Raw genomic sequence first — 1,843 nt, forward strand, 5'->3', positions numbered from 1 at the left:
CCCCCTGCCGACGCCGCGGCTGGCGCCGGTGACCAGGGCGACGCGCGCGGTCACGAGTCGACCCCGGCGGTCGCGGCTGCCGTCTCGTCTCCGCGGACGGTGTGGACCTCGGGAAAGGTCACGGTCGCGCTGTCGAGGGAGCGCGTGATCGACCACCCCGGGGAGAACAGGCACTCGGCCATCACCCAGCGGCCGCTCTCCACCACGTAGACATCGGAGTACTCGCCGGTGGAGAGGGTCTCGGTGCCGTTCTCCCGGTCCACCTGACGGAACTGCAACGTCCAGGTGCCGGTGGCGCGCCGCGGCGCGCCACCGTCCGCCGGGTCCTCGACAGCGATGGAGGGCATGAGGCCGTGGTGCATGTCGAGGATGCGGGGTCCGCCGTCGGAGGCGGTGGCCAGGGCGATCTGACGGAAGATCCCGACCATCGTGTCCGGGTCGGTGCGGCCGAGCGGGCCGAAGTCCAGGAGGCCGCCCTCGGCGACGAAGCACGCCCGGAACCCCTCCGGATCCTTGGCGTCGCAGGCCCGCCAGTACCGGTACTTGAGCTGCTCTATCGCCTGGCGGGCGCGGGATTCCTGCTCGAACTGCATGCGGGCCACGTTAGCCTAGTGGGCATGAGTCGAACACTGGTCGATCTGTCCGATCGCTGGGACCTCCAGGACCTGGTGACCAGGTACGCGACCTGTATCGACGCCCGTGACTTCGACGGACTGGACAGGGTGTTCACCCCGGACGCCCGGGTGAGTTACGAGGCCTCGGGCGGCCCCGCGGACGACTATCCGGCGGTGCGCACCTGGCTGGCGGAGATGCTGCCGATCTTCGCCTCCACCCAGCACCTCATGGGCAATCTCGCGGTGACCCTGGACGGCGACACCGCGACCGGACGCTGCATGTGCTTCAACCCGATGGCCCTGCGGCCGGTGGAGGAGAAGGACCAGCAGGTGTTCTTCTACGGGCTCTGGTACGTGCTCGGGTTCGTCCGGACCGCAGAGGGCTGGCGGATCGACAGCCTCGCGCAGGAGCAGGCCTTCCACCACAACCTGCCCTGACGGACGACGGAGGGGCCCGCCACCCGGCGGTCCCCTCCGTGGTCCGGCGTCAGACGGTGCCGCAGGAGTCCGGGGCCGGCAGGCCGTGCACCCGGTCCATGAGGTAGCGCGCGTTGGTGGCGCGCTCGGCAAGCATCGGCAGGGCGTGGTCGATCACCAGCCCCGGCGCCAGAGCCGGTAGCTCCGCGGTACGCAGCTCCACCGTGGCGCCCCGGGCACACCAGTCCCGCACCAGGTCGACCGCGGTGTCGTGGGGGACCACGTCGTCGTTGCGCCCGATCAGGACCATCGCGGGGACCGTGGGGGCAACGCGGCCGAGGTTGTAGCCCTCCAGGACCCGCAGGATCTCGGGCTCGGACCGGGCGGCGTCGGCCAGCGAGTTGCCGTGCGCGGTGAACTCGGTGGTCCGGCGCAGACCGTAGGCGAACGCGGTCTCGGCGACGCACTGCGTCGAGGTCACCTCGAGCATGCGCCTGCCCTCGTCGTTGAGCTGCCGGTCGAACGCCGGACGCAGCTCGGGGTGCACCTGCAGGATCCCGTTGATGGCGTACCCGACGGCCCCGGTGAGGACGCCGCCGTCGACGCGGTCGAGGGTGCCGAGCATGTCCGACGGCGGGGCGCCCGCGGCGATCCCCACCAGGTTGAGGTCAGGTGCGTACTGGGGCTGCATCTCGGCGGCGGCCGCGGCCGCGCCTCCGCCCTGGGAGTACCCGCTCACGACCGTGGGGGAGTCGGGGGCGAGGTCGGTCCCGGACAAGCGCACCGCGGCCCGGGCGGCATCCAGGGCCGAG

At 71.8% G+C, this 1,843-nt stretch carries 3 protein-coding genes; 1 reads left to right on the top strand and 2 read right to left on the bottom strand.

Features of this window, described 5'->3' with window-relative positions; translation table 11 throughout:
- Window positions 1–50: 50 nt before the first annotated feature.
- Entirely contained in the window at window positions 51–593 is a 543-nt protein-coding gene (locus G6017_RS11370; RefSeq protein ID WP_182617425.1) for a nuclear transport factor 2 family protein, read from the bottom strand.
- Window positions 594–617: 24 nt separating this feature from the next.
- Between G6017_RS11370 and G6017_RS11375 the strand changes: the two genes are divergently transcribed.
- Window positions 618–1,052, top strand: a complete 435-nt coding sequence (locus G6017_RS11375; RefSeq protein ID WP_182617426.1) for a nuclear transport factor 2 family protein — start codon at window positions 618–620, stop codon at window positions 1,050–1,052.
- Between the two features lie 49 nt (window positions 1,053–1,101).
- Here the strand turns inward: G6017_RS11375 and G6017_RS11380 are convergent.
- Window positions 1,102–1,843 (bottom strand): lipase family protein (locus G6017_RS11380; protein WP_241731493.1); only part of this gene is annotated, 742 nt, incomplete at its 5' end.

The organism is Dietzia sp. B44 (genome assembly GCF_014145245.1).
GTDB lineage: Bacteria > Actinomycetota > Actinomycetes > Mycobacteriales > Mycobacteriaceae > Dietzia > Dietzia natronolimnaea.

Coding starts and splice junctions, on each gene's coding strand:
- G6017_RS11370 (WP_182617425.1), bottom strand. CDS start 593: ATGCAGTTCGAGCAGGAATCCCGCGCCCGCCAGGCGATAGAGCAGCTC.
- G6017_RS11375 (WP_182617426.1), top strand. CDS start 618: ATGAGTCGAACACTGGTCGATCTGTCCGATCGCTGGGACCTCCAGGAC.